Origin of the sequence: Bacillus sp. FSL R7-0166 (genome assembly GCF_038008935.1) — a bacterium.
GTDB classification, from domain to species: domain Bacteria; phylum Bacillota; class Bacilli; order Bacillales; family Bacillaceae; genus Bacillus; species Bacillus altitudinis.
The window spans coordinates 3,536,797-3,561,119 of sequence record NZ_JBBPAC010000001.1; the positions used below are offsets into that span (position 1 = coordinate 3,536,797).

Sequence of the window (24,323 nt, forward strand, 5' to 3'; positions counted from 1 at the left end):
CCTGTCATAGAGGTACCTCTCAGATTGTTGACAAAGGGCTAAAATGAACTTTATTTTAGCCCTTTGTCTTCTTTTCAGCGTGATAGAAAACCTTTGCAGTCTAGGAAGGACGAGCATCGGCGCGGAGCGAATTTGACATTCGTGAGCACCGAAGCGCAGGACTGACACCGAATGCGAGGGTTTGTCTACACGCTGAGAGGTCCCTGTCATAGAGGGACCTCTCTTTTTCTGCTTACGACAGCTCACTTAATTCCTCTAACCGCCGCTTCGCTTCTTCTTTATTAAAGGAACTATAATAGCGATAATTCTCATCATCTAAGATGCGGTAATGCTGGCTTAGTACATTTTGCTGGAGACGAAACGTACCTTTTTTCACAGACGTCCGCCACCAAACCTTTCCGCCAATCGTACGTTCAACAGATAAATGCAATTCATCGTGGGCGACGACTTCCAAAATCTCAAGCGGATCATCCCCAAGTGTCCCTTTTAAAATGTCACTATCCCTGAATAATGCACATACGGCCGCAGATTGCGTCCAGTTGAGGCGAAGACGATTCTTTTCTACCTGCTGCAAATGCCGTTTGGATAGCCCAAGCACCTCAGCCATGCGGTCCTGTGTATAGTCTTTTTCTTTTCGAATTCGTGCCATTTGTTCTGTGACGAGGTCAATTACCATTTCTTTGTCCATCTCTCATCACCTCTTGATTGTTCAGTCTTTACTGACATCTTACACGATTTCTTAAAAAAAGTGGCGTCTCACCTCATGGAATGATGGCAAAAACATCTATTGATTCTGCTTTTCACCATGACCATGCTGCTGTTTCCAATTCTCTTGGGCGTTCTCATGTAAATATGGATAAATGTCTTGTTTCACCGTTTGCTCAAATACTTCTTCATCTAAAATACTGTACGCCGGAATCTTGATCAATTTCCCATCTATTTTACGAATGAGCACATCCATGAACAGAAATCCCCTAATACTGTAACGATGCCTGCGCATATCAATAGATTGTATGTCTTGAAAAGGGATTGTTTGTTGCCGGTATAAAACAGCGCCATTCTCTCCACGCTGAATGCGAAAAATCACATTTCCCTTCTTCGTAAAAGCCGGAAGAATCATCAAAAAAGAGATCCACCCATAGACAATGCCTAATAATCCGCCTAAAAATAAAAACAACGTATAATTCGATTCAAATGTAAGAGCTTCTGAAAATAACCAAATACCGATGATGCCAAACCCGCCCGTTGCTAAGAATGCCCATACTCTTAGAAAGGGTCTGCTCCTCACTTCTATTACTTCACTTGGATTCAAGCGCCATTCTCCTTTTCTCCATTAGAATATAGAACGTAATCCGTCCCTATGAGCCGTCTCTATCCGAAATTCATTTTCCTTCATGCCCGACACTAGCCAAGAATGCTTCTGCCCCGGAATAACAAATATCATAGACTCTACATCCGGCGTATTATTTTTATCATAAGTGACCTTCATCAAAGAATCCATTTTTCCTTTTCTGACCCTTACATCAGAAACAAATGCCCTCACAAGCTCTTGGTTCTCTGCTTTATCTAGAAAAGAAGGCCAATCATCATTCCCTTGACTGGCTTGTTCTAACAGCAGTTCAAATTCTTCTGCCTGCAAATTGATGACTGGTGTGAGGTGTTCACTCATGTGTATGTTCAAAAAGGTTGTCACTTGCTCCACAGTCTGCTGATCGTCTTTTAGTTTGTGAATCTGATGCACTTGTTGATCATAAAGCGTATGGTGTGAATACACACCTGCCTGAGTCGTATGAAAGGACGTACTGACCTCTTCATCTAATGCACCAAACCTTGAAGCTTTCACGGTATGTGATGCATCGTTCATGGCTTGAATGAAATGCCGGTATTTTTCTTTATAACGGTATTGTCTATTTCGAAATTCCAGCACGTCTTTTGCCAGCAAAGAGCGACATGCAATTTCAAATAAAAATCCAAGACGTTCATCCTCTACATCTGGATAATAGGCTTCCTTTAAAGACATCCCTTGCTCAAAATAGCCTTCACTGTAAAAACTAAAGATGAGTTCCTCGATACTTAGACTTAGCTGATCCAACTTGATCTCTCCTTATCCAAAAGAAAATGCGCCCTTCAAGAAATCACCTGCACCTTTCAACAGCGAATCTGCGGTTTCTTTTGTTTTTTCTATTCCTTTATGTATCACCTGATTTGCTTGATCAATGGTGTCATTGACTGCTTTAACACCTTGACCTGCCAGTTCAAATGCTTTTTTTCCTTTATCGACAACCGCATGAATTGGGTCTTTTAATTTCACTGCGACCTGTTCTGCAAAACCAGAAGTAAGCTTGGCGACTTTTTCACCAATAAAGCCACCTACTGCTGATCCTATCGCACCGCCAACCACTGTTCCAATCGGTCCTGCAAAGCTTCCAAGAGCGCCGCCCACAACGGCACCTGCAACAGATCCGCCTGCAATAAAGACCGTATTATTCACTGCATTTCCAACAGCCTTTGCATTTTCACGCTTGAGAACTTCTGGCTGATCCCCAAATTCCGCATAGTTCTCCGCAATTTTCAGACCGCAGCCAACCGTTTCTGTTGCACCTGTGACGACCGTTGCAATGATAGCATTTCCTTTCGCAAATCTTGCACCATTTTTCAGAACAGACTTGATGCCAGCTGTGTCCTTCCAATTGATACTTCCTTTTGTGAAATCACGTACACTGTTCGTGAACGCCACTGTATCGCTAGGATAAAATTTTGTAAATTTCTTATGGACCAGGTCAGCCATCGACCAATTCGATCGTTTTAATAATTCTTTTTTGCTCAGCCAAATCCTTGCCAACCGGTCAAATCTCGTACCTTCTACCCGTCCGGTCACATCAAGAAGGAGCTTTGAATGCTGCGCAGCATATCGGCCATTTTCTTTAATAAAAGTCGTCATGCCAAGTCCATAGTATTTTGCCTGCATCATCACAATACCAGCTAGGCTCGTGAGTGTACCATATTGATCATACAGACTGTACATTTTCCTTAAAATATCATCAGCTTCGACCATTTTATCCGTTGCATGACGAATGGCAATGTCGTCACTGCTCAATTTGCTCATTAAGGCTTGTCCAGAACCCCATGCATCTCCTACTCCAGAAAAACAGCTTCGATAACGGGGATCACAGCCTAGGATGAGGCCATCCAGTTCACTATGTAAATCGTGGTGCTTTGTTTCGATGGCCGAAAGCTCTCCTACAAAATCATTCGCCAGCCCTGTCAGCTGATCTGGATCTACTACAATGTCACGCGCCATCACATCATCTCCCTTCTCGATTTCTTTCTCTCCGTTCTTCTCGCCTTTTTCGCTCAAGCTCTTCCATTCTGGCGATTTCAGCTTTACGTTCCTCGATTTTGACAGCAGCATCCCGCAGTTCCTGACTTGTTTCAAGCAAGTCCTTTTCAAATTGATCATAGCGTACCGCTGTTTCCTCAAAGCTTTGATTAAATTTATCTCTTGCTTCCCCTTGCCAGCCTGATCCAACTGCCTTCAGCCGATTCTCAAGCAGCTGCTTCGACTGCCGAATGCCATCAGCGGCTTCTTGGAACTTTTGAGCGAGTGCAAGTGTTTGACTAGAATCCAACTTTCGCACCCCTTTCTCCCAAATTAACGTACAAATGGATGATTTTATATGTCCTCATTATAAATAAAAAGACACCCAAAAAAATCACCCTAAAGAACCATTCAGCACATCACAAAATAAAAGTAGGTCTTTTTCCTCTCTAATTGTCAGAGAAAGCCTTTCTTGTTATGAAGCGCATTCAAGACATGATAAAATGAACATATTCTACAAAAGGAGTGACGTATTGATGAAAGAGGAAATGATCCAGCGATTCACAAGTTATGTAAAAGTGGATACACAGTCTGATGCAGACATAGAGAGCTGCCCATCCACTGAAGGACAGCTTAACTTAGCAAGGCAGCTAGTTGAAGAGATGAAATCCATCGGCATTCAAGAAGTGACAATGGATGAAAACGGTTATGTCATGGGCACGATCCCATCTAACACAGACAAAGAAGTGCCAACCATTGGCTTCCTGGCTCATATCGACACAGCCACTGACTTCACTGGCAAGAACGTGAAACCGCAGATTCATGAGAACTATCAAGGCGGGGACATCACGTTAAACGAAGATCTACATATCGTATTATCTCCAGCACAGTTTCCAAATTTACAAAAATACCAAGGACATACGCTCATCACGACTGATGGCACGACCCTGCTCGGTGCAGATAACAAAGCTGGTATCGCAGAAATTATGACCGCCATGCATTACCTGATTGAGCATCCAGAAATCAAGCATGGAAAAATTCGTGTCGCCTTCACACCAGATGAAGAGATCGGCAGAGGACCTCACAAATTCGATGTTGATGCCTTTGGCGCTTCCTATGCTTATACGATTGACGGTGGCCCGCTAGGAGAGCTTCAATATGAAAGCTTCAACGCCGCAGGTGCAAAAGTATCAATTAAAGGAAACAACGTCCATCCAGGCACAGCAAAAGACAAAATGGTCAGTGCTGCAAAGATCGGCATGCTCTTTCACAACAAACTTCCTTCAGATGAATCTCCAGAATACACAGAAGGATACGAAGGCTTTTTCCACCTCACGAGGTTTGTAGGAGAAGTAGAAGAAGCAGAGCTGCAATATATTATTCGTGATTTTGATAAAGAGAAATTCAACAAGCGCAAAGCACTGTTTGAAAAAATCGCAAACGACTTAAAAGCGGTATATGGCGAAAACAGCATCACCCTTAGCATTCAGGATCAATATTACAATATGAGAGAAAAAATTGAGCCAGTTAAACATATCGTAGACATCGCTCATGAAGCCATGGAAAACCGCTCAGTGACACCTATCATTGAACCAATCCGCGGCGGTACAGATGGCTCACAGCTTTCATATAAAGGACTTCCAACGCCAAACATCTTTACTGGCGGGGAAAACTTCCACGGTAAATATGAATTCATCTCTGTAGAGAACATGCTGAAAGCATCAGAAGTGATCGTGGAAATTGCACGTTTATTTGAAGAAAAAGCATAAACATGTTTACAACCGTTCCTGTTCGGGAACGGTTTTTTAATAAAAGTTTACAATTTTCTGAAACTTTTATGACACTTAATCGTACTAATAGAGACAACCCCAGAAAAATTCTTCTTGACGAGTGAAATAACTGGAAATATAATAGTTAAAAACAACCAGTATTTTAGACCTAAAAAAGCAGCCAGAATAAACCTTTAGAACTAAACGCTATTTGCTCACTATTTTCAGTTATAAACATCACTCACCCTGTCTACACTTAAAGAATAGGATGAATTGGAGGAATGTCATATGATGATTTTATTGATTATCGCTTCACTTTGCTGCTACTTACTATTCTCTTTCAAAAAAGATAACCGCACCCAAAAACGAAAAAGCGCAGAGCTTTCGGAGTTTGAAATCTTTCGTATGCGCCGCCACTACAACGGCAAACGCCGTCACCCACTAAACGATGCACCCAAACAAGTATAAATGTAAAAAGAAGAGCCTCATCACCAGGGGCTCTTTTTATGTATAAAAAAACGACCAAATTCATGGCCGTTTCTCTTGTTTATTTATACACCTTCGCAGGTACTTGAATCATAGGAATTCCTACATAGTACGGTGAAATTTCATATGGCTGGAAGACAACAGCGATTCCCTTTTTCGTGAAGTAGTACTGCGTGTCGTAGCCGATTTGAATATCGCTTTTTTTCAGATTCGCATAGAATTTATTTTTATGCTTCTTTGTGTAGTTATAGATATAATCTCTTACTTTTGTACGCTTTTTCTTTTTTTTTACCACATCTGTAAAGTACAGTTGCTTTGTTTTTTTCTTTGTTAACACATAGTTCATGCTTGTAACCATCGTATCCCCGTGCATGCTACCGTCATTCATGTAATCATAGTTTAGGATACTTAGTTTCTTCCCATTGTTAAATTTCGTTTTAAACGATCTCTCGTATGTGATCTTCCCAATGCCTTCTTTTTTCGCTTCCTCCTTTAAGAACAAGTACGTAGAATAAGAGAATGCAATATCATCTTTTAAATCACGATTGATGGTTTTCATATGCGCTTTACTAAGGTTTTTCACCTGTGCATATTTAAACGTTTTTTTCTTTTTATAATAGTGTGTACTTACTTTTGCTTTTTTCACTTGTTTGGCATCCGCAGATCCAACTGGCGCAAACAATGAAACAATCAGCGAAAAAATGAGCAGGCTGATCGTTAGGCCTTTTTTCATTGTCATAGTAAAAACCCCCATTTTTGTCTATTACCAATTGAGTATACCATGACAAAAGAACCAAAAGAAGTGTTTTCTTCCATATTATTCTTTATTTTTCATGTGAGGTTTGTTTACCGTTTTCATAAGTTCCTGTATGCTTAAGATAGAATGTTAGATGAAGTGTGGTGTTTATCATAGAAGAGAATATTTTTAGTCATATCCGGACAACATTTCATAGTTTGTCCCCTACCCAGAAAAAGATTGCCAATTACATTTTACAAAACCCTCAGAAAGTTGTGCTTCATTCGATTAGTGCACTCGCTGCTGAATGCAACACAAGTGAAACGACGATCTTTCGTTTTCTGCGAAAAATTGGCTATGAGTCCTATCAAGTGTTTCGTGTCCATGTCGCGCAGGATATTGCGACCAATACACCTCAATCCATATACGGTGAGATCGAAGCATCTGATAGTGTCGTAGATATTAAACATAAGGTCATAGAGTTAACAACCAACTCTATTCAGGATATGAAACATATTTTAGAAGACCAAGCTGTGACACAATTTATTGAGCAAATGAAACAGGCACATAAAACAGTCTTCTTTGGAGCAGGTGCCTCCAGTTTTATTGCCGGAGATGCCTATCATAAGTTTCTCCAGCTTGGCTTTGAAGTGAGTCTATGCAGTGATCCTCATATGATGAATATGATTGCAACACATGCAACGGAACATGATTTTATCGTCGCGATCTCACATTCAGGGGAAAGTAGAGAAATCCTTGATGCCGTGCAATTTGCAAAGGAAAAAGGTGCAACGGTCGCCTCGATTACGAGCTATCCGAAATCAGAGCTCGCCAAGAAATCCGACTTTCATCTGCTCAGTTCATCGAGAGAAACAACCTATCGTTCTGACTCAATGATTTCTCGTATTAATCAGCTTGTGATTATTGATGTTTTGTACGTCACAGCTGTTTTAGAATTAGGATCAAATGCAATCGACAACGTCAAACGATCTCGATTAGCTGTAGCTAAAAATAAAACATAATCGACCATAGACCGGAGCTGTTTCCGGTCTTTTTTTTGTGACTTTTCTCATATTTTCCGTTGACACATTCCTATTTCGTCATGTACATTAAATGAACAATAGTTTATTTCCTACTATTAATTTAAATCGATAGTATATATACTAACAAAAAGAAAAGAAAGCGCTTTTTGTAAGGGGTTTCTAAATAGGAGGCGGACAAAATGGCAAAACAAATTGGATTCATTGGATTAGGCATTATGGGGAAACCTATGGCACTCAATCTATTAAAAGCCGGTCATACTGTGACTGTTTTCGATATTCATACAGAAGCTGTTCTAGCATTAAAAGAAGTGGGCGCAAATGCCGCTGCATCAGCTGCTGAGGCAGCATCTGAAAGCGATATCATCATCACGATGCTTCCAAAAGGTGAGCATGTAGAAGCAGTCGTAGCAGGTGAACAAGGCATATTGGCTACAGCAAAACCTGGCACGATCATTATAGATATGAGCTCTATTTCACCTGTTACTTCTAGAGCATTAGCGGCACTGGCAAAACAGCATCAGGTCGAATTTATCGATGCTCCTGTCAGTGGCGGAGAGCCAAAGGCGATAGACGGGACACTTGCGATTATGGCGGGCGGAGAAAAAGAGATCTTTGAACAAGTAAAGGATGTCCTCTATGCCATGGGCACAGATGTCGTATTAGTTGGTTCAAATGGAAGCGGGACAACCGCAAAGCTTGCGAATCAAATCATCGTCAACTTAAATATCGCTGCCATGTCCGAGGCACTCGTCCTTGCCGCTAAGTCTGGCATTGCGATTGATAAAATGTATGAAGCCATCCGAGGTGGACTGGCAGGAAGTGCTGTACTCGATGCGAAGGTTCCTCTCATTTTAGAACGAAACTTTGAGCCTGGCGGACGTATTGACATCAACTTAAAGGATTTAACCAATGTCATGGAAACTGCCCACGATATCGGCGTTCCTCTCCCGCTTTCTAGTCAGCTGCTGGAAATCTTCCACGCCCTCAAAGCGGACGGAAAGTCTGGACTTGATCACGGCGGAATCGTTCAATATTACGAAAAAATGGCTCATGTTGAAGTGAAGAAAGGATGAGGTTCTATGAAACAAAGCATTGAGTTACTAAATGCCATTCCGAAAGCGGATTCAGCCCGCATTCAATCAGCATACGAACAAGCACTAAACCATTTTCACCATAAAGTGATTGTATTAGACGATGACCCAACAGGCATTCAAACGGTACACGGCGTCTCTGTTTTCACCGATTGGTCAGAGAAAAGCATTGAGGCTGGTTTTCTTGAAGACAGCCGTATGTTCTTTATCTTAACCAACTCTCGCAGTATGACAGAGAAAGAAACGGCGGTTCTTCATGAAACGATCGCATCAACGATTGTGAAAACGGCTGAACAGCTTGATCAAGATTTCATCATTGTCAGCCGGGGGGATTCCACCCTGCGTGGACATTTCCCACTGGAGACTGAAATTCTCAGAACGACCATTGAACAGCAAAGCTCCCGCCAATTTGACGGCGAAATTCTTCTTCCCTTTTTTAAAGAAGGCGGCCGCTTTACGATTGGCAATATTCACTACGTACAGGAAGGTCACGAATTAATTCCTGCTGGTGACACAGAATTTGCATTGGATCGTACATTCGGATTTCAATCTTCTCACCTCGGAGAATGGATCGAAGAGAAATCAAACGGATCGTTCACTAAGGAAAACACTACTTATATTTCTTTAGAAGATATCCGGGCTTTACGTATTGAACAAATCAAGGATCAGCTGATGACCGTGAAAGATTTTCAAAAGGTGGTTGTGAATGCAGTGGACTATGACGATGTCAAAGTCTTTGTCGTTGCCCTCATAGATGCCATCAAAGCAGGTCAGCACTTTCTATTTAGAAGTGCGGCAGCTCTCACAAAAGTGCTTGGCGGTGTTGAGGATCAAGCACTATTAACTAGACAAGACTTAATACAGGAAGAAAGCACGCACGGTGGCCTCATCATGGTCGGTTCCCATGTCAAAAAAACAACCGAACAATTGCGAGCGCTGCAGCAAAATAAAGACATTGCATTTATTGAATTTGATACACACCTCGTGTTAGAACCTGAAGCATTTCAAGAGGAAATTGACCGCGTGATTCAACAAACTGAAAGGCTTTTAACAACCGGACAATCGGTTGCTGTTTATACAAGGAGAGAACGGCTTGATCTTGGAGACAATCGCCGAGAGGAAGAATTGAAACTCTCTGTTCAGATTAGTGATGCGGTGACAAGCATTGTCCAGCGCCTCTCCATTCGCCCTAAGTACCTCATTGCCAAAGGTGGAATCACCTCAAGCGATATTGGAACAAGAGGACTCAGCGTCAAACGTGCGACCGTCGCAGGTCAAATCAAACCAGGTATTCCCGTTTGGCAAACAGGAGAAGAAAGCAAATTCCCATTTATGTCTTATGTGATTTTCCCGGGAAATGTTGGCTCAAAGGATACGTTAAAAGAAGCAGTAGACATACTTGAAGGATAAAGCAGAGGGGGCGTTCACGCTCCCTTATGCAGCACAAAGGAGGAAAGATCATGTCGTTAGTTTTTATCGGACTTGGCGTTTTGTTATTACTTTTACTCATGGTTGTCTTTAAGTTAAACGCTTTCATTTCGTTGATTATTGTCTCTTTAATCGTTGCCGTTTTAGAAGGCATGTCACCACTTGAAGCGATTGCTTCAGTCGAAAAAGGGCTTGGAAGTACACTCGGCCATCTGGCGTTGGTTCTTGGCTTTGGAGCGATGCTTGGTAAATTGATGGCTGATTCTGGCGGTGCTCAGCGTATTGCCATGACACTCATCGACCGCTTTGGTATCGGGAAAATCCAATGGGCGACGATGCTGACTGGATTTGTTATCGGAATTGCTCTATTTTATGAAACCGGATTCATTATTCTTATTCCATTAGTCTTTACCATTGCTCAAGCCGCAAGACTTCCTGTGTTGTATGTGGGAATGCCGCTCGTCGCTGCACTCATTACAACACATGGCTTCCTCCCTCCTCACCCAGGGCCGACAGCCATTGCCAATGTATTTCAAGCCAACATGGGACAAACCTTATTGGTTGGAATTATTTTAGCCATTCCTGCTGTTTTAGTAGGCGGACTTCTGTTTACGAAACTATTTAAGAAAGACCAACTGCATGCACACATTCCAAAGGACTTGTTTAATCCAAAGGAATTTACAGAAGAGGAAATGCCAAGCTTCGGCATTAGTATTTTCACCGCTATTTTACCTGTATTGCTCATGACATTCAGAGCATGTTTAGAAATTTTCTTCCCGTCCTCCCCGCTGCTACCGGCGGCTGAGTTTTTAGGTGAGCCGGCGATTGCCCTATTAATCTCTGTGCTGCTTGCCATCTACACATTTGGTCTTGGCAGAGGAAAGAGCATGCAGGACGTCATGAAGTCGATTACAGATTCAATTGGCTCCATTGCGATGATTCTATTGATCATTGCAGGCGGCGGCGCCTTTAAACAGGTGCTCATTGACAGCGGTGTTGATCAATACATTGCAGGGATTATGCAAGGAAGCACACTGTCTCCTCTGCTCCTCACTTGGCTGATTGCAGCTGTCCTTCGTGTCTCTTTAGGGTCAGCAACTGTCGCGGGTCTCACAGCAGCTGGCATTTCTGCACCGCTGATTGGTTTGACGGGAGTCAGCCCAGAATTAATGGTGATTGCAACAGGTGCCGGCAGTATTACATTCTCTCATGTGAATGATGCGGGTTTCTGGATTTACAAAGAATACTTTAATCTGTCGATGGCTCAAACTTTTAAAACTTGGACATTGATGGTGACTGTTCTATCACTTGTTGGATTAGCCGGTGTTCTCGTCGCTGATTTGTTTATGTAGGAAAATAAATAGGAAAAACCATTGACTTTTTCTCGAAAAGATTGAATAATTGTGTTTATTAAGAAAATTGAATCAAAGGTAACCTTATTAAGAGTGGTGGAGGGACTGGCCCTGTGAAACCCGGCAACCGCTGTTCCTAGGAACAGAATGGTGCTAATTCCTTAAGCAAGCTGATGCTTGTTTGAAGATAAGGCAGAGATCTCACAGTATATGATGCTCTTCCTTATCCAAGGAAGAGCTTTTTTATTTGATTTATAACCTGAAGAAAGAAGGGATTCAGCATGACACAAGTACAAACCATTGGTAAGAAAACAACAAAGCCGCCATTTCGTGCAGATCAAGTAGGGAGTTTACTTCGTTCTGAACGCATCAAAGAAGCCCGCAAGAAAAAAGCAGACGGTACACTGACAGCAGAACAGCTCAGACAAATTGAAAACGAAGAAATCACTCGTATTGTAGAGAAGCAAAAGGAAATTGGATTAGAGGTTGTCACAGATGGAGAATTCAGACGTGCATGGTGGCATTTTGACTTTCTAGAAGGGCTTGATGGGGTCGAAGGATTTGAAGCAGACCAAGGCATTCAATTCCACAATACGACGACAAAAGCGAGAGGCATCAAAGTAACAGGTAAGATAGATTTTACTGATCATCCAATGCTGGAGGATTATCGCTTCCTTCACAGCATCGCGGGTGATCATACGGCTAAAATGACGATTCCAAGTCCGAATATGCTCTTTTTCCGTGGAAAGCTTGAAGAAGGTGTGTACGACAGCTTAGATGATTTTCACCATGACGTGGCACAAGCTTATAAAAAAGCCATCCGTGCTTTTTATGATGCAGGCTGCCGTTACTTACAGCTAGATGATACAGCTTGGGCTGTGTTCTTTTCTGAAAAAGGACATGAACAAATCAAAGCTTTTGGCCGCGAGGAAGATGAACTGCGTGAATCGTTTGCGAAAACAATCAATGAAGCGGTTGCCGATCGACCAGAGGATTTGGTGATCACTATGCACATTTGCCGTGGGAACTTTAAATCGACGTGGGCAGCCGAAGGTGGTTACGAGGCAGCGGCAGAAACGATTTTTGCGGGTCTCGATTTGGATGGTCTCTTCTTAGAATTCGACGATGACCGTTCTGGCGGATTTGAACCCCTGCGTTATGTGAAAAATCCAAACCTTCAAATCGTACTAGGTCTTGTCACTTCAAAGTACGGAGAACTTGAACCCGTCGATCAGATCAAAAGACGAATCGAGGAAGCGGCTCAATATGTGGACATCAACCAAATCTGTTTGAGCCCACAATGCGGATTCGCCTCAACAGAGGAAGGCAATTTGTTAACAGAAGAACAGCAATGGGAAAAGCTGCGTCATGTGATTGAGATTGCGGATCAAGTGTGGACATCATAGTCCACTGACAATAAAAAGAGACAAACCGTTTGATCAGCGGTTTGTCTCTCTTTTTTATGCGTCTAAATGCTTTCCATTTGTCGCAATCACTTGTTTATACCAATCAAAGCTTTTCTTTTTCTTTCTATCTAATGTACCTTTTCCTTCGTTATCACGGTCGACATAAATGAAGCCGTAGCGTTTTTTCATTTCAGCTGTTGATGCGCTGACAAGGTCAATTGGGCCCCAGCTTGTATAGCCGATCAGATCAACGCCGTCTGCGATCGCTTCTCTTGCCTCAAGCAAATGGCTTCTGAGGTAATCAATTCGGTAATCGTCTTGAATGGAGCCGTCTTCTTCTACTTGATCCACAGCACCCAATCCATTTTCTACGATAAACAATGGTTTTTGGTAGCGGTCATATAGTTGGTTTAGTGTTGTACGAAGTCCTTTTGGATCAATTTGCCAGCCCCAATCACTTGCTTCTAGATAAGGGTTTTTCACGCCTTCAAATAGGTTGCCACCAGTAACTTGTCCAAGAACCTCTGGATCTGTACTTGTCACAAAACTCATATAATAGCTGAAGCCAATATAGTCGACTGTATGGTTTCTTAGAATGTCTTCGTCACCGTCTTGGAACTCAATGTTGATGTTATTTTCCAGGAAATAACGTTTCATGTATCCAGGGTAATAACCTCTTGCCTGTACATCTGAGAAGAACAATGTTTTACGATCTTGTTCAATCGCAGCAAACATATCTTCTGGTCTTGAGCTGTACGGATAAGTTGTCATCGCTGCAATCATACAACCGATTTTCGCATCAGGAATGATTTCGTGTCCTGCTTTAACAGCTAGAGCACTTGCAACAAATTGGTGATGCGCTGCTTGATATTGAATGCTCTTCTCGTCTTCGCCTTCTTCAAATACAAGGCCGCCCCCTGTGAAAGGAGCATGTAAGACGACGTTAATTTCATTGAAGGTCATCCAATATTTCACTTTATCTTTAAAGCGAGTGAATAATGTTTTAGCGTATGTTTCATAAAGACCCACAAGCTTACGGTTTCTCCATCCGCCGTAGTTTTTCACAAGTGCAAGTGGCATTTCATAGTGAGAGATCGTGACAACTGGCTCAATTCCATGCTTATGCAGTTCATCAAATACTTTTTCATAGAAAGCGAGGCCCGCTTCATTCGGTTCCGCATCGTCGCCATTTGGGAAAATACGTGGCCAAGAAATGGATAGTCTGAAGCACTTGAATCCCATTTCTGCAAACAGGGCAATATCTTCTTTGTAGCGATGATAGAAGTCGATCGCATCATGATATAAGTTAAGGTCTTTCATTGATTCATCGAATGGGTGCATAATACCGTGTGGTGATACATCCGCTGTCGATAAGCCTTTTCCATCTTTGTTATAAGCACCTTCAATTTGGTTGGCGGCTACTGCGCCGCCCCATAAGAAACCTTTAGGAAATGTTTTTTCTAAATTGGTCATGTTGAATGCCCTCCTCATTTTCTTCTACACTGACTGTAAGCAATGTCTCTTTTACTGTAATCGCCCCATCTGTTTTCGCATTAACTTGTGCATAATCATTTGTGTTGGTGACGATAATTGGCGTTGTTACATCATAGCCTTCTTGCTGAATGCCCTCGATATCAAATTCAACTAGCAGATCTCCTGCTTGAACGAGATCACCTGACTGCACATGACTTGTGAAATTTTTACCGCCAAGTTTTACTGTATCAATCCCCACATGGATGAGAAGCTCTGTGCCTTGATCACTCTTTAAACCAATGGCATGTTTCGTTTGGAAAATGGTTTCAACCTTGCCGTTGAACGGGGCTACTACACGTCCAACTGTTGGGACAATGGCTGTTCCTTTACCCATGATTTCATTAGAGAATGTTGCATCATTTACTTGATTGAGCGGCTTTAGTTGACCTTCAAGCGGGCTTTGTACCACTTCATTTTGAAGCGCTACTGTGTCTTTCTTTTCTTCTGGTTTGTCTGCTTTTGTATCATCTTTCACTGGTACATCTTTGAACCCTAGAACAAGTGTCATGATGGTTGCTACAACAAAGCCGATCACTAATCCAATGATGGAGTACACAAATGTCGGTCCAATGAACGTTGGGAGACCTGGAAGACCTGCTGATCCTGATATCACATATGACTTTACTTTGAAGATAGACATGAACACGCCGCCTGCTGCTGCACCAATGAGGGCTGCAAGGAACGGTTTTTTCAATCGCATGTTCACACCATACATAGCAGGTTCAGTAATACCCATTAATGCAGTGATACTTGTAGACATCGCCAATGATTTGAATGTTTTGTTTTTTGATCTTAAGAAGACACCGAATGCTGCGCCTGCTTGTGCCATATTCGCTACAAACATCATTGGAAGAATGAAGTCAAAACCGTTTAATGTAATGTTGTTGATCATGATTGGAAGTAGTGCATAGTGCATGCCCGTAATGATCAATGGTGACATAAATCCACCGATTAAGAGTCCGGCCAAAATACCTGCATGTTTGAACAATAAATCAATTCCACCTGAAAGGCCATTTCCGATAATCCCACCAAGCGGTCCAACCGCGATAAGCATAACTGGTACCACGACAAGAAGTGTAACTGTTGGAACAAGAATGATTTTTAGTGATTTCGGACTATATTTTTCTGCGAATCTTTCCACATATGAGCCGAGCCAGATAGTGAGTAGAATTGGAATCACCGATGAAGAGTACACAACGGCAACCACTGGCAAGCCTAGAAATTCTGTATTTCCTGCACCTAGTAAAGCGGTGAGCTGCGGGTGCAGTGCGGCTGCTGCAATGGCAGCGGCGATATACTGATTTGTGCCAATTTTTTTGGCGACGCTTACAGCGAGCAGAATCGGTAAGAAGTAAAAGGCTCCGTCTCCGATAGCTGTTAAAATCGCATATGTGCTGCTTTTATCTGAGATCCATTGGAACGTCAGCATTAATGCCAAGATTCCTTTGATCATACCAGCTCCAGCGATGGCTGGAAGAATCGGTGTGAAGACACCAGAGATAAAATCGAAAAGCTTTGAAATCACATTTTGTTTTGATGCTTCTTCTGAATCGCCTGACTTTACATCTGTTGATAACCCAGAATCAGCAATCATTGCTTGATAGACGTTTGATACGTCGTTGCCAATAATGACATGGTATTGACCGCCGCTTTGATTCACGCCCATGACGCCATCTGTTGATTGCAGCTTCTCCTTATCCGCTTTGCCTTCATCGTATAAATTGAAGCGAAGTCTTGTCATACAATGCGTGACTTGCTTTACATTCTTTTCACCGCCGACAAGCTCTAGAACTTCTTTTGCTGTTTGTTTGTGGTTCATTGTGTTACCCTCCAATCGTTGATTTCATCTTGATATAGAAAAAACCTAAACATCCATTAATGCCCGAAAAATAGCGATTCAGACATTAATCGATATTTAGGTTTTGCCTGCTTAACCAGTAACAATCCTTCATAGCGATTGATCGTTATTCAATTTTATAAGCCTTTAGATACAAAAAAACCTAAATCATGCCTTATCAAAGATAGGGACAATGATTTAGGTTTTGCCTGCTTGACCAGTAACAATCCTAAAAGATTGTGGGTTATTGAGTTTATAGTTATAAATTAGCATGTTAATTTTGATATGTCAACGCTTTCTTTTTGATTTATTTTCTTTTTATGACTCGATCGATGTGCAAAGTTAAGTATAACATCTCATCTTCTATGAGACTTCGGTTGTATTCTTTTTGAACATAGTCATTAATTTTCTCCGCACATTGAAAAGCGGCTGTATTTTTTTCCTTTACCACTTCATACAGAAACTCATTTTGATTTTCCATTTGTGTTTCGTTAAACAGACGCTGTCCAAAAAACTTCAAATGCGTGACAAAACGGAAATAATTTAATGATTCTTCGTCCAAATCAATTTGGAAATGATACTTTACGATGTTCAAAATATCTTGAATCAGTTTTGTAATTTGAATGACATTCGGCATTTCCTCATTCAGTTCTGCATTAACAATATGCATCGCAATAAAGCCTGCTTCATCCTCGGGAAGATGGATGTTGAGCTTGTCCTGTATGATCCGAATCGCTTCTACACCACACATGAATTCCTCTTTGTACAGCCGTTTGATTTCCCAAAGCAAGGCATTTTTAATGTCCATTCCTTTTTGATGACGTTCAATAGCAAAGGTAATATGATCCGTTAACGTGACATAGATGCTGTCATTTAAATTTTTGTTAAGGGTCGTTCTCGCGTAATCGATAATTGCCTCACACACTTGCATATACTCGATCGGAATATCATAAAGCAGGGTTTTGAATTTTTCTGATATATCTTTATTTTGAATGGAAAATACTTTTTCAATACGTTCTTCGTCAATCGGGTCTCCGCTTTTCTTTTGAAACGCAATCCCTCTGCCCATAATGACCAGCTCATGCTGCTCGTCATCAAACGCACTGACCACATTATTGTTGATTACTTTCGAAATGATCAATTGATCCCCCCCAGTACATTCCGCTTTTTCGAGCATTTCATTGTTGATTGATATGTCATTTTATTATTATTTTCAAAAAAGAGGACTTTAAGATGATTTTACATTTTTTTTTGATACGGTCAACTAGAAAGAATGACATATTACCTCTCAGAAATGACGATTTAGGGGCAAAAAGGCTAAAAATAGACAAAAAACACTCTTCAAAAAGAGTGTTTTTTACAAAATTAGGAGCAATCCCAGTTATAGACGACATTTTCGAAATGTTTTCGTTTGAGGTCTTCTGGTTTGATAAAAAAGTTGGCAATGCCGCAATCTCCCCACAACATGTCCACTTCATCATCTGAGTCAATTTGCAATAATAGCACAGTATGTTCTTGGTCTACATAGGTACGCGGGTCTTCTTGTGTAAAACCTGGATATCCGCCAACTTTATGGCCAAAACCACTTGCTGTCTCATAAAATTCATCTAGCAATTGATCTGCTTCATCACCATCAATACCAACAGCATCTTCGAATAGATCCCAGCTTCGCTTTCCTGTGACTTTTTCAAAGCGGAAATCTTCTACACTGATCGTTTCGCTTGATAATTCACCTGTAATCGCGCCTTCCTTCGTAACTGGAAAATAAAAATCGTCAGGAATTTTCACGAATGAAAAATCAGTCAATAAGTCTTCTTCAGCTAAGAAAGGTTCCTCAATAAATTTGATCCGAAAATCTTTTTGCTCTGTTTTATGGTCAATATTCATCCCATAAAGATCATCATGTACAGAAATAAAAACTTGCAAAAGTCCTGTTTCTGGGTAATCTTTCAGCTTTGGCAGCTGGCCGAAATTGATTTGTGCCAGCAACTTCATAGGATGGCCTTCTCCATCAACGGGATATTCGTCGTTTTTTGGGAAATAAGGATCACCTGCTATTTTGCTGTCATATGGTCCCGTTTTTCCTTGTTTTATCTGTAATTGAATCAGTGGTTTTTCAGTTTGATCTAGCAATGGACGGTAAGGCGCAAGTACTTCTTGCAGCTTTGCTGATTGTGTCAAGATGGTCTTCCTCCTTATGAATAGGTCTAATGATCAAAACAGGTCTCTCTTTTTCTATCATACAGAAGTGTAACTTCCCTGTCAGTGAAAAACCCGTCAATATCATGACAAAAAACTCACTTCAACACGTTAAAAAACCTCCGATACGGCTGGAGGTTTTGTGATTCGTTTATTTATTTCACTTGATAATTCACTAAGTCTGTTGCCAATGATTTCATCGTTTCGTTCGTTTCGTGCAGCCCCTCAATAATTTTTGTGAAAGTGCCAACGAGTTCTGCTTGATGTTCAGAAGAAGCCACGATTTGTGCTATTTCTTCTTCCATTCCTTTGATTGAGCCTTGCACATCTTTTAGCGCTGTTTCAATATCAGTCGTTGCTTGCTTCGCGTGAGTAGACAGCTTTCTCACTTCCGTAGCAACCACCCCAAAGCCTGCACCTGCTTCACCGACTCTTGCAGCCTCAATGGATGCATTGAGTCCAAGTAAGTTCGTTTGATCAGAGATACCTTTGATGAGATTAGACACTTGGTTGATTTTAGAGGAATTTTCGACAGTGGTTTTTGTATTTTGTAGAATTTGTTCACTTGTCGCTTGTAGTTCCTCTGAATGTGCAGCCACTTGCTGTACCATCGCGACCAGTTTTTCGGAAGCATCGTTACTTTCCGTCATAATGTGTTCTAATCGTTGTTGATTCGTTTGGTCATATGCTACACAGAAGGCAGCGATCACTTGACCATTGTCATCTTTAATCGGGACGGCGACGATGTCCATAGGAATACCGTACACCTCTTTAGGAATCTGGATAAATGATGGCTCTCTCCCATTTTTCAACATCGAAAAGTTTTGGAACCCGGGAGCTACAACGTCCCCTGCTTTAAACCCTAAGTCAATGTTCCCGTGCTGCTGATAATAAAGAACCTTCTCTTTCCCTAATACAGAAAAGGTTAGCTGCTCTCTCATAGCTAGTCCAACGATTGGTAAAGCGTCTATTATGTTATCAATTCTCTGTGACATTCGCTCACGTTCATCCTCTCTTTTTCTCAGTACACTCTCTTTATCGGTTCTTTATATGATCTATTACAGCCTGCAATGTGTACTAATATCAACCAAATGACCTAAGACATATAAAACAGCCACATTCTATCAAGAGAATGTGGCTGTTTTTAAAAGAAGAAGATGCATATCAACACACTAATGACGATGAAAAAAAGATACATGCAGTCGATCCATGAAGTGCTGATGACATGATAATACGTTCTCTCCCTCGTCCCTGTGAAGCCTCTTGCTTCCATCGCAATGGCTAGTCGTTCAGATTTCCGTACGCCTTGCGTGAAAAGAGGGAGTGCATAACGTATAAACGCTTTCCAACTGTTTTTTTGCTTGTAACCTCTAATTTTATGTGCAGCCTTCATTTGCTTCAATTCACTTTGAAACAACGGGATAAACCGGAAGCCTGCCAGCATCCCATATGCCCATTTGGGTGACATTCGGCATTGATGGATTAAGCTCATCATAAAGGCCGTCAAATCAGTTGTTGATGTAAAAAGGAGACCAAATGTCACAAACCCAAGCATTCTAAAAGAAATGGTCAGCCCATTTCTTAAACTCTCCTCTGTGATATGAAACCATGCCCATTTCCAAACTGTATGATCTCCCTTGCCAAAGGCCGCTATCATCCAAAACACGAGAATGAAAAAGAGCAGATAAGGTACAAGTCTGGTGATGAGGTATTTCAAATTCCAGCCGCCTAGGACAAGTCCAATTCCAAGTGCAAACAGCCAGATGATGAACGTCGTTTTAGGATCAGAAATCGCCATCAGACAGCACATCGCAAGGAGATGGGCGAGTAATTTCATGACTGGATTTACAGTGGATAGAAAGGAGTGATTACTTTGCAATCGTCATCACTTCCTTTCTTTCAGCCATATAGCGATAATGTAACGGCACTCTCAGCTCACAGGAAGTGAAAAGTTCCTGATGAGAAAATAAATCAAAAGGCGTACCATCATAAACATGCTCCCCTTGATGAAAAACAAGCACTTGATCAGCGCACTCATCAACGAGTTCCATATCATGTGTGACCATGATAATAGTGGTGCCTTGTCGTTGACGTTCTTTTAAACGCCGGATTAACTCCCTCGCCGTTTTCTCATCCTGCCCGAAGGTCGGCTCATCTAAAATGAGTACATCCTGATCAAAAAGAAGCATCGTGGCGATACTTAATCTTCTTTTTTGTCCTAAGCTTAAGGTGAAAGGATGCGCGTCTCTATGCTTCTCTAGACCGAACTCTGCCAATAGCTGATTCGTTTTTTCTTGCACCACAGACTCTGGCCAATTTCGCTGTCTCCCACCAAATGCGATTTCATCAAACACTGTGTCCTGTATAAATTGAAGTTCTGGATTTTGAAATACAAAGCCTGCTTTTTCATATAATGTTCGGTCAGACCACTTTTTCAGGTGTTTTCCTTTTAAAAAAATGTGACCTTTCTTTATTGGTTCTAAACGGATGACATGTTTAAGAAACGTACTTTTTCCGCTTCCATTTTCACCGATGATCGCAACCCAATCTCCTGCTTTTATATCAAGGTGCAGGTCATCTATAATGCTTTTTTTCCCGTAGCTTAATTGTAGATGATCTGTGCGAATGATTGTCTCTCGATTTGTTGATGTCTCATGACGTTCTTTTCTCGCCTCAAAGGTTTGCAAGAGTGTTTGACTCAGTGGATGAAACGGATCTTGTACGATAGTGGACCATTTCTCGGGAAATATTTTCGGACGCCAAATGCCGGCTTCTTTCATTTCTCCCTCAAATGTGTTCATCACGTCTTTTGGCGTTCCATCTGCTATGATACAGCCTTGATGATCTAATAAGATCACCCGATCCATCCACTCGATGACACCGTCTAACACATGCTCCACAAAAATCATCGTCTGGTTCTGTTCAGCCGAAAGCTGCTGAAGCAATTGAAATATCTCCATTCTTCCTGCTGGGTCAAGCTGTGCTGTCGGTTCATCAAAGAACAGGACATCTGGCTCTAATGCTAGTAAACAAGCAAGCGCCAACCGCTGCTTCATGCCGCCAGATAAGGTATGAATATCTGTATTTGGGTCAATATCCAGCTGTACCTTTTTCATGAGATGCTGAATCATGTCATCCATTTGTTCTCGAGGGACAGATCGATTCTCTAAGCTAAACGCAATTTCTTCATTGACTCGGTGCATACAAAACTGCGAATCTGGGTCTTGAAACATGACACCTGTATGTCTTTGCAGCATCACTTCTCCCTGTACATCAGCTTCCATATGCTCTGGAATAATGCCAGCAAGCACAGAAATCAGCGTAGATTTCCCGCTTCCACTTGGTCCTAATATCAGCACCTTTTCCCCTTTTTGTATAGACAGGGATACTTGATGAAGAACGGGATTCGGCTGTTCATAAAAACGGACAGTGAGATTACTGCACGCGAGAAATGAATCCATGCTGGTCACCCTTACTTCGTTTTTCTTTCATGATGGCATATTGATTCAGCACACCCGTTTTAGATAAGGCATCCACCACCACTTTTGCTAAGCAACCACCGAGTAACATACCGCTAATGACTTGAGTGACAAGTGTCATGAGTAACACTTGAGGCGTGTAATAGCCGAATCCATTGGCAATGAGGCTATATGCCATTGCCCCTACTGCTGCAAAGGCACCAGACAACATGAGTGTCCACATGCGATATCGCTTATAGCCAAAAAGAGCGAAGGCGATTTCTGCTCCAAGTCCTTGGCATACACCAATCAAAAGCGCAGAAAGACCGAAGTGGCTGCCTGTCAGTAATTCCACGGCGGCGGCAGCTGTTTCTGCGATGAGGGCAGCTCCTGGCTTTTGGATAATGTAAGCAACGATTGGACTGGCAATGACCCAAATTCCGAACATGATGTTGCCTCCTGCTGGACCGACAAGGGCTGTAATCGGTAAATAAAGCGTCGACCACCCTAAATAGATAACTCCGCATGCCACTGATAAAATGACAGCGAGAACGACTTCTTTCATCTTCCATGTCATGAAGAATGCACCTCCATTTGGACTGGCCACTCTTCGACAGTAAAGGCCATTTCCCAGAATTTATACTCAAGCTGACAGCTTAAGATGAAGTGCTGTTTCATTTTCTCCTTTTCCTTCTCACTTGCTCCTTCCGCCCACTGATCAAGCCGTTTGCAAAGCTCCACTGTAACAGAGTCCGTTAACCCGCCATAAAATGTGATCCACTCATAGAATGGATGGGCAGGGTCGGGCTCAACATCTTTAAGCATTCGTTTGCCTATTTCCCAATAGGTCCAAGGGCAAGGGAGCAAAACCGCAATGATTTCTCCTAGCGTCCCTTCCTCGGCGACTTGCAGCATGTGATGAATATAGTGATGAGCACTTGGCGCCAAAGATGCACCTTGCAGTTCATCATAAGCGACACCTGCCACCCGGCAAAGGTTTTGATGAGGATGTGTCTCACTATCAAGGACAAAAGCCATTTGTTGATGGAAAAAGGTAATGTCCTCTCTGTCTGTACATCTGCTAATGGCTGCCGCATAAATTTTAATAAAGGCATTTAAATATTCTGCATCCTGTTTGACATAATGAATGATCTGTTCCTTTTCGAGTTCTCCTGCTGCGAGTCCTCTCACAAATGGATGCTGATAAATCGCTTCAAATAATGGTTCTGCTTCTTGCCTTAATTGCGTTGAAAATGTCATAAAAAAAGCCTCCTCTTTTTCAGTTGAATAAATGAAAAAGCCACCCCAAATGGAGCGGCCTTCTTATCGATTCAATCATGAATAAGACAAGGTCCAGCTCCACTTCCCTCCGCTAGTACAAACTAGATCAGGTTCAAAGGGTCCAAGATTTTCTCTTGTCTCAGTCATACATGACTCCCCTAGTGGACTTTTGTCATTTAATTATCTTTACTCTACACATGTGGCGATTTGATGTCAACCGCCGATCTTAATTCAATGTATTGATCGTTGGCAGCTTCTCGATCCCTGCTGCATAGTAGAAATTAAGGACACTGAAGAAATCAATTGGCTTTCCTGTCTTTAAATCAACAGCCAAAATATGATCGCCGTAATTTGTCAGGTCATCAATGTCTAAACGCCTTGGCGTTGTCTTTCCGAGAGTATCAACAAAGCTGCTATGGTAGTACTGCCCACTAGCAAACGATGATTCATGATACATAAATAATGTCTCCACATCTAAGTAGACAAGAATGGCCTCAGAGGAACTCGCGTATGGAGCAGAGTACGATACTGGTGCCGAAATACTTTTCACTTTTACACTGTCAACAGAATGCGTTCTCTGTTGATATTTTCCATCATATGAGAAATAAAATACACGCTCCCATTTATAATCAGCGGTCTTAGATTGTTTGTTATACACTTTTGTACCATTTGCGAAAACATCCCCATTGGCATACGAAGCAACAAAGTATTGCAACGTTGATGACAGGGATTCAGCACCTGTGAAATTTGGTGGGTTTTTTGCATTCACCTGTAATGTATATGAGTCTCCAAAGTCTCCACCGCTAGTAATACCAAACGCATAATCACCCGCTGGTAAATTGCTTAACGCAAGCAGACTGCCTGCTGGTTGAATCAGATCCGTTGGATAAGCTTGTCCTTCTTCATAATCAATAACAAATAACTGAACGAAATAATCAGCATTTGGAGAGGTAATCCGGCTGATGAGCGCCTGAGGGGACGATGTACTTAAGAACCATAAATCAACTGGATCTTCCTCGTTTAAAACTGCAGATTGATTAATGGCTAGTCCATCAATAGAGCGAACGGCAGACGTGCGCATCTTTCCATCTGCAGCCGCTTTTCGTTTAATACTTATTCCCTTTTTCTTATCTACTTTAAATGATTTTTTTACTTCCTTCTGTTGAACCGCAGTCCCTTTATCCTGCTTTTCAAACGACTCTTGCACTTGCTGAATGGCTTTTTCAGTCAGTGGCGATACTTTTTCACTTGATTTTGGTGCATCTTCTGCTTTGATTGCTGGTGAAAATAAACCTGTTGTGACCAATAAAATAGACAGTAAGGCGGCGGTGATTTTGACATAAAATGCTCTCACAGGAACATCCCCTTTTCCCTAATTTGGTTTT

The 24,323-nt window shown here is 41.8% G+C and carries 23 protein-coding genes and 2 riboswitches; of the genes, 7 read left to right on the top strand and 16 right to left on the bottom strand.

The window, feature by feature from the left end; all coding sequences use genetic code 11:
- Window positions 1-232: 232 nt before the first annotated feature.
- The 5 genes from NST01_RS18395 to NST01_RS18415 all read right to left on the bottom strand — a co-directional run bounded on the left by NST01_RS18395 (window position 233) and on the right by NST01_RS18415 (window position 3,629).
- On the bottom strand, window positions 233-688 hold the full coding sequence (locus NST01_RS18395) for a helix-turn-helix domain-containing protein (protein ID WP_017368337.1): 456 nt from the start codon (window positions 686-688) through the stop codon (window positions 233-235).
- Between the two features lie 96 nt (window positions 689-784).
- A complete protein-coding gene (locus NST01_RS18400) occupies window positions 785-1,312 on the bottom strand; it encodes a YfjD family protein (RefSeq protein ID WP_341042364.1) in 528 nt (175 codons plus the stop codon).
- Between the two features lie 21 nt (window positions 1,313-1,333).
- The gene (locus tag NST01_RS18405; RefSeq protein ID WP_282833270.1) at window positions 1,334-2,092 is read right to left on the bottom strand and encodes a hypothetical protein; all 759 of its coding nucleotides are present in this window, start codon (window positions 2,090-2,092) and stop codon (window positions 1,334-1,336) included.
- A 12-nt stretch (window positions 2,093-2,104) separates the two neighbouring features.
- A complete protein-coding gene (locus NST01_RS18410) occupies window positions 2,105-3,301 on the bottom strand; it encodes a DUF6861 domain-containing protein (protein ID WP_017358662.1) in 1,197 nt (398 codons plus the stop codon).
- A 4-nt stretch (window positions 3,302-3,305) separates the two neighbouring features.
- Window positions 3,306-3,629, bottom strand: coding sequence for a WXG100 family type VII secretion target (locus tag NST01_RS18415; protein WP_058213448.1), 324 nt, complete (start codon window positions 3,627-3,629; stop codon window positions 3,306-3,308).
- Window positions 3,630-3,855: 226 nt separating this feature from the next.
- On the opposite strand from NST01_RS18415, the gene pepT reads away from it, so the two are divergent.
- Both pepT and NST01_RS18425 read left to right on the top strand, forming a co-directional pair.
- Window positions 3,856-5,088: a peptidase T gene (gene pepT / locus NST01_RS18420; protein WP_046344783.1), complete on the top strand. Its 1,233-nt coding sequence runs from the start codon at window positions 3,856-3,858 to the stop codon at window positions 5,086-5,088.
- Window positions 5,089-5,376: 288 nt separating this feature from the next.
- On the top strand, window positions 5,377-5,556 hold the full coding sequence (locus tag NST01_RS18425) for a hypothetical protein (RefSeq protein ID WP_008345664.1): 180 nt from the start codon (window positions 5,377-5,379) through the stop codon (window positions 5,554-5,556).
- Window positions 5,557-5,635: 79 nt separating this feature from the next.
- On the opposite strand, the gene NST01_RS18430 is transcribed toward NST01_RS18425, so the two are convergent.
- The gene (locus NST01_RS18430; protein ID WP_341042371.1) at window positions 5,636-6,313 is read right to left on the bottom strand and encodes a DUF3298 and DUF4163 domain-containing protein; all 678 of its coding nucleotides are present in this window, start codon (window positions 6,311-6,313) and stop codon (window positions 5,636-5,638) included.
- A 161-nt stretch (window positions 6,314-6,474) separates the two neighbouring features.
- Here NST01_RS18430 and NST01_RS18435 point away from each other — a divergent pair, with 161 nt between their 5' ends.
- The 5 genes from NST01_RS18435 to NST01_RS18455 all read left to right on the top strand — a co-directional run bounded on the left by NST01_RS18435 (window position 6,475) and on the right by NST01_RS18455 (window position 12,630).
- Window positions 6,475-7,332 carry a MurR/RpiR family transcriptional regulator gene (locus NST01_RS18435; RefSeq protein ID WP_017358658.1) on the top strand — a complete coding sequence of 286 codons (858 nt, stop codon included), beginning with the start codon at window positions 6,475-6,477 and terminating at the stop codon, window positions 7,330-7,332.
- Window positions 7,333-7,532: 200 nt separating this feature from the next.
- Window positions 7,533-8,426, top strand: coding sequence for a 2-hydroxy-3-oxopropionate reductase (gene garR / locus NST01_RS18440; RefSeq protein WP_017358657.1), 894 nt, complete (start codon window positions 7,533-7,535; stop codon window positions 8,424-8,426).
- 6 nt (window positions 8,427-8,432) lie between these two features.
- Window positions 8,433-9,854: a four-carbon acid sugar kinase family protein gene (locus tag NST01_RS18445; RefSeq protein WP_017358656.1), complete on the top strand. Its 1,422-nt coding sequence runs from the start codon at window positions 8,433-8,435 to the stop codon at window positions 9,852-9,854.
- Window positions 9,855-9,904: 50 nt separating this feature from the next.
- Window positions 9,905-11,224, top strand: a complete 1,320-nt coding sequence (locus NST01_RS18450; protein ID WP_008345676.1) for a gluconate:H+ symporter — start codon at window positions 9,905-9,907, stop codon at window positions 11,222-11,224.
- 81 nt (window positions 11,225-11,305) lie between these two features.
- Window positions 11,306-11,418: riboswitch (SAM riboswitch) on the top strand.
- A gap of 87 nt (window positions 11,419-11,505) precedes the next feature.
- Window positions 11,506-12,630 carry a 5-methyltetrahydropteroyltriglutamate--homocysteine S-methyltransferase gene (locus tag NST01_RS18455; protein WP_341042374.1) on the top strand — a complete coding sequence of 375 codons (1,125 nt, stop codon included), beginning with the start codon at window positions 11,506-11,508 and terminating at the stop codon, window positions 12,628-12,630.
- A gap of 54 nt (window positions 12,631-12,684) precedes the next feature.
- On the opposite strand, the gene NST01_RS18460 is transcribed toward NST01_RS18455, so the two are convergent.
- The 10 genes from NST01_RS18460 to NST01_RS18505 all read right to left on the bottom strand — a co-directional run bounded on the left by NST01_RS18460 (window position 12,685) and on the right by NST01_RS18505 (window position 24,292).
- A complete protein-coding gene (locus NST01_RS18460) occupies window positions 12,685-14,103 on the bottom strand; it encodes a glycoside hydrolase family 1 protein (protein ID WP_146271010.1) in 1,419 nt (472 codons plus the stop codon).
- Entirely contained in the window at window positions 14,075-15,982 is a 1,908-nt protein-coding gene (locus tag NST01_RS18465; RefSeq protein ID WP_035702588.1) for a beta-glucoside-specific PTS transporter subunit IIABC, read from the bottom strand. Before NST01_RS18465 ends, NST01_RS18460 begins: the two co-directional genes overlap by 29 nt.
- Window positions 15,983-16,307: 325 nt before the next feature.
- Window positions 16,308-17,141 carry a BglG family transcription antiterminator LicT gene (gene licT, locus NST01_RS18470; protein WP_060832766.1) on the bottom strand — a complete coding sequence of 278 codons (834 nt, stop codon included), beginning with the start codon at window positions 17,139-17,141 and terminating at the stop codon, window positions 16,308-16,310.
- 224 nt (window positions 17,142-17,365) lie between these two features.
- Window positions 17,366-18,181 carry a YwqG family protein gene (locus tag NST01_RS18475; protein WP_341042378.1) on the bottom strand — a complete coding sequence of 272 codons (816 nt, stop codon included), beginning with the start codon at window positions 18,179-18,181 and terminating at the stop codon, window positions 17,366-17,368.
- Between the two features lie 173 nt (window positions 18,182-18,354).
- Window positions 18,355-19,194, bottom strand: coding sequence for a methyl-accepting chemotaxis protein (locus NST01_RS18480; protein WP_024719223.1), 840 nt, complete (start codon window positions 19,192-19,194; stop codon window positions 18,355-18,357).
- Window positions 19,195-19,343: 149 nt separating this feature from the next.
- The gene (locus tag NST01_RS18485) at window positions 19,344-20,078 is read right to left on the bottom strand and encodes an energy-coupling factor transporter transmembrane component T family protein (protein WP_024719222.1); all 735 of its coding nucleotides are present in this window, start codon (window positions 20,076-20,078) and stop codon (window positions 19,344-19,346) included.
- On the bottom strand, window positions 20,068-21,660 hold the full coding sequence (locus NST01_RS18490) for an ABC transporter ATP-binding protein (RefSeq protein WP_341042379.1): 1,593 nt from the start codon (window positions 21,658-21,660) through the stop codon (window positions 20,068-20,070). Before NST01_RS18490 ends, NST01_RS18485 begins: the two co-directional genes overlap by 11 nt.
- On the bottom strand, window positions 21,635-22,234 hold the full coding sequence (locus tag NST01_RS18495) for an ECF transporter S component (RefSeq protein WP_019743666.1): 600 nt from the start codon (window positions 22,232-22,234) through the stop codon (window positions 21,635-21,637). The genes NST01_RS18490 and NST01_RS18495 overlap by 26 nt, the downstream gene beginning before the upstream one ends.
- A complete protein-coding gene (gene tenA, locus NST01_RS18500; RefSeq protein ID WP_282746136.1) occupies window positions 22,231-22,917 on the bottom strand; it encodes a thiaminase II in 687 nt (228 codons plus the stop codon). Before tenA ends, NST01_RS18495 begins: the two co-directional genes overlap by 4 nt.
- Window positions 22,918-23,004: 87 nt before the next feature.
- Window positions 23,005-23,108, bottom strand: a riboswitch (TPP riboswitch).
- A 56-nt stretch (window positions 23,109-23,164) separates the two neighbouring features.
- Window positions 23,165-24,292 carry a hypothetical protein gene (locus NST01_RS18505; protein WP_008345703.1) on the bottom strand — a complete coding sequence of 376 codons (1,128 nt, stop codon included), beginning with the start codon at window positions 24,290-24,292 and terminating at the stop codon, window positions 23,165-23,167.
- Between the last annotated feature and the right edge of the window lie 31 nt (window positions 24,293-24,323).

Coding starts and splice junctions, on each gene's coding strand:
- NST01_RS18395 (WP_017368337.1), bottom strand. CDS start 688: ATGGACAAAGAAATGGTAATTGACCTCGTCACAGAACAAATGGCACGA.
- NST01_RS18410 (WP_017358662.1), bottom strand. CDS start 3,301: ATGGCGCGTGACATTGTAGTAGATCCAGATCAGCTGACAGGGCTGGCG.
- pepT (WP_046344783.1), top strand. CDS start 3,856: ATGAAAGAGGAAATGATCCAGCGATTCACAAGTTATGTAAAAGTGGAT.
- NST01_RS18425 (WP_008345664.1), top strand. CDS start 5,377: ATGATGATTTTATTGATTATCGCTTCACTTTGCTGCTACTTACTATTC.
- NST01_RS18430 (WP_341042371.1), bottom strand. CDS start 6,313: ATGACAATGAAAAAAGGCCTAACGATCAGCCTGCTCATTTTTTCGCTG.
- garR (WP_017358657.1), top strand. CDS start 7,533: ATGGCAAAACAAATTGGATTCATTGGATTAGGCATTATGGGGAAACCT.
- NST01_RS18445 (WP_017358656.1), top strand. CDS start 8,433: ATGAAACAAAGCATTGAGTTACTAAATGCCATTCCGAAAGCGGATTCA.
- NST01_RS18450 (WP_008345676.1), top strand. CDS start 9,905: ATGTCGTTAGTTTTTATCGGACTTGGCGTTTTGTTATTACTTTTACTC.
- NST01_RS18455 (WP_341042374.1), top strand. CDS start 11,506: ATGACACAAGTACAAACCATTGGTAAGAAAACAACAAAGCCGCCATTT.
- NST01_RS18460 (WP_146271010.1), bottom strand. CDS start 14,103: ATGACCAATTTAGAAAAAACATTTCCTAAAGGTTTCTTATGGGGCGGC.
- NST01_RS18465 (WP_035702588.1), bottom strand. CDS start 15,982: ATGAACCACAAACAAACAGCAAAAGAAGTTCTAGAGCTTGTCGGCGGT.
- NST01_RS18480 (WP_024719223.1), bottom strand. CDS start 19,194: ATGTCACAGAGAATTGATAACATAATAGACGCTTTACCAATCGTTGGA.
- NST01_RS18490 (WP_341042379.1), bottom strand. CDS start 21,660: ATGGATTCATTTCTCGCGTGCAGTAATCTCACTGTCCGTTTTTATGAA.
- NST01_RS18495 (WP_019743666.1), bottom strand. CDS start 22,234: ATGACATGGAAGATGAAAGAAGTCGTTCTCGCTGTCATTTTATCAGTG.
- tenA (WP_282746136.1), bottom strand. CDS start 22,917: ATGACATTTTCAACGCAATTAAGGCAAGAAGCAGAACCATTATTTGAA.